This window comes from Methylibium sp. T29-B, from assembly GCF_000576225.1.
Classification (GTDB): domain Bacteria; phylum Pseudomonadota; class Gammaproteobacteria; order Burkholderiales; family Burkholderiaceae_C; genus Methylibium; species Methylibium petroleiphilum.
In genome coordinates, this window is sequence record NZ_AZSN01000184.1 from 1 (window position 1) to 6,535 (window position 6,535).

Below are 6,535 nucleotides of genomic sequence, written 5' to 3' on the forward strand. Positions count from 1 at the left end.
CGCCGTCGCCGCGGCGAGCCAGGCCGGCGCCGGCTGTGTCTTGCGATCGCCCCGGGCACTGAACAGTCGGCCCAGCCCGGCCGGCACGCCCGTCCAGGGCACCGGGGGTCATGCTGCCTCGGCGGACCGGGGGCGCTGTTTCGGTGCGCGCCGGCGTGGGGCGCAAGGGGGGCGGGGGTGACGGTGGCGTTCATTCCGGGGGCAGGGCGTAGGTCCATGTTTCGGTGAGCACGTTGGCACCGTCCTTCAAGTGAGCGCGCAGCTCGACAGGCTGCTTGGCATCGAGGCGCTGGACCTTCAGGTTCAGTCGCCATCCTTGGTGGCCGGGTTGCGGTAGACGTTCGCTAGCAAGACGCGTGCGTTGTCACTCGATGTGACAAACGGCTGAGGCGGGACGGTGGCCGACGGCGTGTCGAGCGGACCGCCGGCATAGTCGATGTGGAACTGCAACTCGCCGGGCTGCGGGGCTTCCAGTCCCCGACCGCGGCGGGACTGCAGTACCCGGCCCAGGCGCAGAGGCCCCTGTGGGGCTGCGCCCTGCCAGAGCAGGGTGTAGCGCAGGGACAGCGGCTCGCCGGCGGCCGGCAGGCGCGCCGGTACCCAGTACGCCACCACGTTGTCGTTGGTCTCGTCGGGCGAGTGGAACTGCATCAGCTCGACGCGTCCGGCGCCCCAGTCGCCCTCGGGGCGCACCCACACGCTGGGCCGCTGTTCGTAGCGGGCCTCGGTGTCTTCGTAACTGGAGAATGCGCGGTCGCGCTGCATCAGGCCGAAGCCGCGCAGGCCCTGCATCGCAAAGCTGGTCGTGAAGGGACGCTCCGGGTTCAGCAGCGGGCGCCAGAGCCACTCGCCGTCTTCGCTCTCGATCGACAGGCCGTCGGCGTCGTGCACCTCGGGCCGGAAATCGCCCACGGCCTGCAGCGGCTGCGGATGGTTCTCGCCGCCGAAGTACATGCTGGTGAGCGGGGCGATCCCGAGCGTGCTGACCGCGCCGCGCAGGAACAGGCGGGCCTGCACCGCCACCTCGGTCACGCGGCCCGGTCGCAGCTCGAAGCGGTAGGCGCCGGTGACGCGTGGGCCGTTGAGCAGCGCGTACAGCGTGAGCGTCTGCGCGCCGCGCGCCGGCCGCTCGATCCAGAACGCCTCGAAGACCGGGAACTCCTCACCGGCACCTCCGACGGTGTCGACGGCGATGCCGCGCGCCGAACTGCCGTAGTGCTGGCCGGCACCCACGGCGCGCAGGTAGCTGGCGCCCAGGAAGACGACGAACTCGTCCTTGTAGCCCGGTCGGTTCAGGGCGTGGTGGACGCGAAAACCGGCCAGCTCGGCCTGCGCCTGGCCAGCCATGGCGGCTGCGGCCGGGCCATAGTCGAAGGCGCCGGCAGGCACGTTCAGCGGCACTTCTCGGCCATCTACCAGTTCGTTCACGCGCACGGGGCGGGTGTGGATGCCGCCGACATGGAAGAACTGCAACTCGAAGGGCAGGCCGGCATCACGCCACCACGCCGCACGCGGCTGGAAACGGATGGCGCGGTAGTCGTCGTAGCTCAGTGCCGCGAGGCGAGGGTTCGCGGAGGGCGGCGGTTCGCGGTAGGGCGCGGCAGCGAGCGCCCGGGCGCGCTCGGTCAGCCCGTTCAGGTCGAAGGCCGCCTGGGCCTTCGCACCCATCAAGGCCCCCGCAGCGGCACAGCCCCAGATCAGCGATCGCGCCGAGCGTGAACGGGTACGACCCATCAGGGGCTGGGAGAGGGCGGCGGCGTTCACGGGATCGTGGAGGGAATCGATCGATTGGTGCAATGCAGCACGATTGTTGCGCGGACTGGCTCGGTTTGCAGCCCCCGGAACAATGAGGGTGTGAACGCATGTTCGTGGCACGCGCCGGCGCCGGCCATCGGCGGCCACCGACTGCGTCTGTAGCCGCCGCCTACGCATGGCGGCGACGCCGCCCGCAGCCCGTTAGCATCGGCCGATGACCACCCCCGCGTTGCGCATCTACGCCGGCCGCAGCGCCCGCGCCCACCTGGCCGAACACGGCCTGCGGCCGCAGGACGTGCGGGTGGTCGCCGGTGCCGCCGGCGGTCCGAAGGGGCTGGTGCTGGGGCCGATGGACCGCTACCTGTTCGGGCAGTGGCTGGCCGGCAGCACGCACACGGTCCACCTCGCCGGGGCGTCGATCGGTGCGTGGCGCATGGCGACGGCCGCGCTGGCCGATCCGCGGGCCGGCTTCGCGCGACTGACCGAGGACTACATCGCGCAGACCTACGAACTCGACCCCGGCCGCACGCTGCCGAACGCGGCCCAGGTCAGCCGCGGCTTCGAGCAGGAGCTGCGCGCCTTCTTCGACGGACAGGTCGAGGCGCTGCTGGCCCATCGGCGCTACCGCCTGCACATCGTCACCTCGCGAGGCCGCCACGTGCTCGGACGCGAGGGCCGCGTGCGCACGCCGCTCGGCTATGCCGGCGCGCTGCTGAGCAACGCGCTCAGCCGCCGCACACTCGGCGCCTGGCTGGAGCGCGTGGTGTTCTCCTCGCCGGGCGAGACGCTACCCGTCGACCTGAGCGACCTGCGCCACCGGCAGGTGCGACTGACGGCGGAGAATTTCCGCCCGGCCCTGCTGGCGTCGTGCTCGATCCCGTTCGCGCTGAAGGCGGTGCACGACATCCCCGGCGCACCGCCCGGAGCCTACTGGGATGGTGGCATCACCGACTACCACCTGCACTGGAACTACCCCTCGATCAACCGCGGCGCCGCACCCGGCCTGGTGCTGTACCCGCATTTCCAGAAGGCGGTGGTGCCTGGCTGGCTCGACAAGTCCCTGAAGCACCGCCACCACGCCACGCCTTTCCTCGACAACGTGGTGGTGCTGGCGCCCGACCCGGCCTGGGTGCGCACGCTGCCGCACGGCAAGCTGCCCGACCGCAGCGACTTCAAGCGTTACGCCACCGACCTGGCCGGCCGCATGGCGGTGTGGCGTCGAGCGGTGGCCGAGAGCGAGCGGCTGGCCGACGACCTGGCTGTGGCGGTGGCGGCCGGGCCGCGGTTGACGGTCGAGCCGCTCTGAGCCCAGCCGCGCGGCGCGCGACAATCGCGGCATGGCCTCGACGATCCGCTGTCCCCGCTGCCCGAGATCGCGCTCGGCACCTACGTCCACTACAAGGGCGCGCGCTACGAGGTGCTCGGCGTCGTGCGGCACAGCGAGACGCGCGAGCCGCTGGTGCTCTACCGCCCGCTGTACGGCGACCACGGCCTGTGGGTGCGGCCGTTCACGATGTTCACGGAATCGCTGATGGTCGATGGCCTGCTGCGCCCGCGCTTCGCGTTCGAGCACGGCGGCACCGCGATCGACTGAGCAGCGCCCGGGACCGCTCCCGTCGGTCGTCTTTACCTGGCAGCAATCAACGCCCCGTCCGGCACGGCGTTGAGAAGGGGTGGGCCCGACACCCGGGCCGCTGCGGAGACCCTTCATGCCCAACTCCCTTTCCCTGTGGCGCCGGGCCCGGTTCGGCGTGCTGCTGATCCCGGCCCTGCTGGGCGGCTGTTATGTGGTGCCGGTCGTGCCGGTGCAACGGCCTATCTACGGGCCGGGCTACGACCGGCCCTACCCGAGGCCCTACTACCGCGGCTACTACCGCGTCGGCGAGGCGGCGGCGCCGGTCGTGGCTTCGGCCGCCGCAACCGGCGCGCCCGAGCCTCACATCGAGGCGGCCAGCATGTCCCGGTAATCGTCGGCGCTCGCGAGCCGCGGATTGGTCTTGTGGCAGTGGTCGAGCAGGGCGCCGGTGACGGCGCGCTCGTGCCATGCCGCATCCACCCCCATCGCGGCCAGGCCGGTCGGCAGGCCGAGCCGGGCGTTCATATCGACGAGCGCGGCCGGCAGGTCGCCGGCCGAGGGCAGGCCCATCGCCTGGGCCATGCGTTCGAGGCGTCGCTCGCCGCGCACGCTGTCGGCGTCGGCGTTGAAGCGCACGACGGCCGGCAGGAACATCGCATTGAGGGTGCCGTGGTGCAGCCGCGGGTCGATGCCGCCGAGGCTGTGCGACAGCGAGTGCACGCAGCCCAGCCCCTTCTGGAAGGCCATCGCGCCCTGCATCGACGCGCTCATCATCTGGCGCCGCGCCTCACGGTCGCCGCCGTTGCGGGTGGCGCGCTCGATGTGGGCCCAGGCTCGCGCCAGGCCGTCGAGCGCGATGCCGTCGGCTGGAGGATTGAAGGCCGCCGACATGAAGGTCTCCATGCAGTGCGCCACCGCGTCCATGCCCGTGGCGGCGGTGAGGCCGGACGGCAGGCCGAGCGTCAACTCCGGGTCGCAGATCGCTGCCTTGGGCACCAGGTGCCAGGAATGGAAGCCGAGCTTGCGGTGGTCGTCGACGATCACGATCGCGCCGCGCGCCACCTCGCTGCCGGTGCCGGCGGTGGTCGGCACGGCGATCAGTGGGGCTGCCGCCGCGGTGATCTTCGGCGAGCCGCCTTCGATGGTGGCGTAGGTCTTCAGCTCGCCGGGGTGGGTGGCCAGGATCGCCAGCCCCTTGGCCAGGTCGATGCTCGAGCCGCCGCCCACGGCCACCAGCCCGTCGGCGCGGTGCGCGTCCCAGGCCTCGCGGGCCGCGCGCACGGCCGCCTCGGTGGGATTGGACGGGGTGCCGTCGAACACCGCGACGGGCAGGTCCTTCATCGCGTCGAGCGCCTTCTGCAGCACGCCGGCGGCACGCACCCCGGCGTCGGTGATCACGAGCGGACGGCAGATGCCGACACGTGCGCACTCGGCAGCAAGCTCGCGCACCGCGCCGAAATCGAACTGGACCTGGGTGATGTAGAAGATGCTGGCCATGCTGGAGTGCCTCGGGGCGCGCGGTTCGAGCCGGAAACGGCGGCTGCCAGTATGCTCGCGGCCGATGCCGTCCGCCGCCTTCCAGCCGCCCCAGCACGGACTGACCCCGACGATGCGCGACGTGCTCGACCGCATGCGCCGCGCCGGCCGGCCACCGCTGCACACGATGAGCGTCGACGCCGCGCGCGAGGCCTACCGGCTCGGTGCCGAGATCCTGGATCTGCCGCGGGTGGCGCTGGCGCGCGTCGAGGACCTGCTCGTCCCGGCCCGCGACGGCCACCTTCTGCCGGCGCGCCTGTATGCACCGAGCGGCGCGCGCCTGCCGGTGCTGCTCTACCTGCACGGCGGCGGCTTCACGATCGGTAGCCTGGACACCCATGACAGCCTGTGCCGGCAGCTCGCGCTGCAGGGTGGCGCGGCCGTGCTGTCGCTGGACTACCGGCTTGCGCCGGAGCACCGCTTTCCGGCCGCGGTCGACGATGCCTGGGACGCGCTGCAGTGGCTGGCGCGCGAGGGCGGGGCGAGGCTGGGGCTCGATGCCACGCGCCTCGCGGTCGGCGGTGACAGTGCCGGCGGCACCCTGTCCGCGGTGTGCGCACTGATGGCGCGCGATGCCGCTCTGCCGCTGGCGCTGCAGCTGCTGTTCTACCCGGGCACCGCCGCCCGGCAGGACAGCGACTCGCACCGCCGCTTTGCCGAGGGCGTGCTGCTGGCGCGGCCGCTGATCGACTGGTTCTTCGGCCACTACATCGCGACCGAGCACCGCGAAGACTGGCGCTTCGCCCCGCTGCTCGCACCCGACCACGGCGGTGTCGCGCCCGCCTGGATCGGCCTGGCCGAATGCGATCCGCTGGTCGACGAGGGCGTGGCCTACGGCGACGTGCTGCGCGCCGCGGGCGTGCCGGTGCAGCTGGAGCTGTGGCGCGGCGTGGTCCACGATTTCATCAAGATGGGCCGCGCGGTGCCGGAGGCGCGCCAGGCGCACGCCGCGGCGGCCCAGGCACTGAGGGAGGCCTTCTCGCCATGACGCTCCAACGCAGCGATTTCCGCCACCTGCACGCCCTGCGGGTGCGCTGGGCCGAGGTGGACATGCAGCAGATCGTGTTCAACGGCCACTATCTGATGTACTTCGACACCGCGCTGGCCGACTACTGGCGTGCGCTGGCCCTGCCTTACGCCGAGTCGATGCAGCACTTCGGCGGCGACCTGTATGTGCGCAAGGCGACGCTGGACTACCAGGGCTCGGCGCGCTACGACGACGTGCTCGACATCGGCATCCGCTGCACCCGCATCCGCACCTCATCGCTGCTGTTCCACGGCGCGGTGATGCGCGGCAACGACCTGCTGGTCAGCGGCGAGCTGGTCTACGTGTTCGCCGACCCGGCCACGCAGACCAGCCGGCCGGTGCCGCCGGCGCTGCGCGAGGTGTTGGAAGGCTTCGAGGCCGGCCAGTCCATGCTCGAGGTCCGCACCGGGGACTGGTCCACGCTGGGCGAGGCGGCGCGTTCGATCCGCACCGAGGTCTTCATCGACGAGCAGCGCATCCCGGCCGCGATGGAGTGGGACGCCTCCGATGCCACCGCGCTGCATGCGGTGGCCTGCAACCGCCTGGGCTTCCCGCTGGCAACCGGCCGTCTGGCGCAGGAGGCGCCGGGCCTGGCCCGCATCGGGCGCATGGCGGTGCGCCGGCCGCTGCGCGGCGGCCGG

6 protein-coding genes and 1 pseudogene are annotated in these 6,535 nt (G+C 72.2%); 5 read left to right on the forward strand and 2 right to left on the reverse strand.

Annotated elements, in window-relative coordinates; all coding sequences use genetic code 11:
* Window positions 1-190 precede the first annotated feature (190 nt).
* A pseudogene (locus Y694_RS18905) lies at window positions 191-1,932 on the reverse strand (glucan biosynthesis protein G).
* A gap of 37 nt (window positions 1,933-1,969) precedes the next feature.
* On the opposite strand from Y694_RS18905, the gene Y694_RS18910 reads away from it, so the two are divergent.
* From Y694_RS18910 to Y694_RS18920, 3 genes are all read left to right on the forward strand, one after another.
* Window positions 1,970-3,061 carry a patatin-like phospholipase family protein gene (locus Y694_RS18910; protein WP_036235323.1) on the forward strand — a complete coding sequence of 364 codons (1,092 nt, stop codon included), beginning with the start codon at window positions 1,970-1,972 and terminating at the stop codon, window positions 3,059-3,061.
* 48 nt (window positions 3,062-3,109) lie between these two features.
* The gene (locus tag Y694_RS18915; RefSeq protein ID WP_036235325.1) at window positions 3,110-3,349 is read left to right on the forward strand and encodes a DUF1653 domain-containing protein; all 240 of its coding nucleotides are present in this window, start codon (window positions 3,110-3,112) and stop codon (window positions 3,347-3,349) included.
* Window positions 3,350-3,464: 115 nt separating this feature from the next.
* Complete coding sequence (locus Y694_RS18920; protein ID WP_036235327.1) at window positions 3,465-3,722, forward strand: hypothetical protein; 258 nt, start codon at window positions 3,465-3,467, stop codon at window positions 3,720-3,722.
* Here the strand turns inward: Y694_RS18920 and Y694_RS18925 are convergent.
* A complete protein-coding gene (locus tag Y694_RS18925) occupies window positions 3,692-4,828 on the reverse strand; it encodes an iron-containing alcohol dehydrogenase (protein WP_036235329.1) in 1,137 nt (378 codons plus the stop codon). The two genes, Y694_RS18920 and Y694_RS18925, sit on opposite strands and share 31 nt — an antisense overlap.
* Before the next feature lie 64 nt (window positions 4,829-4,892).
* Between Y694_RS18925 and Y694_RS18930 the strand changes: the two genes are divergently transcribed.
* Entirely contained in the window at window positions 4,893-5,855 is a 963-nt protein-coding gene (locus Y694_RS18930; RefSeq protein WP_036235333.1) for an alpha/beta hydrolase, read from the forward strand.
* The coding region (locus tag Y694_RS18935; RefSeq protein WP_036235337.1) for a thioesterase family protein at window positions 5,852-6,535 on the forward strand (684 nt) is incomplete at its 3' end. The genes Y694_RS18930 and Y694_RS18935, both read left to right, overlap by 4 nt.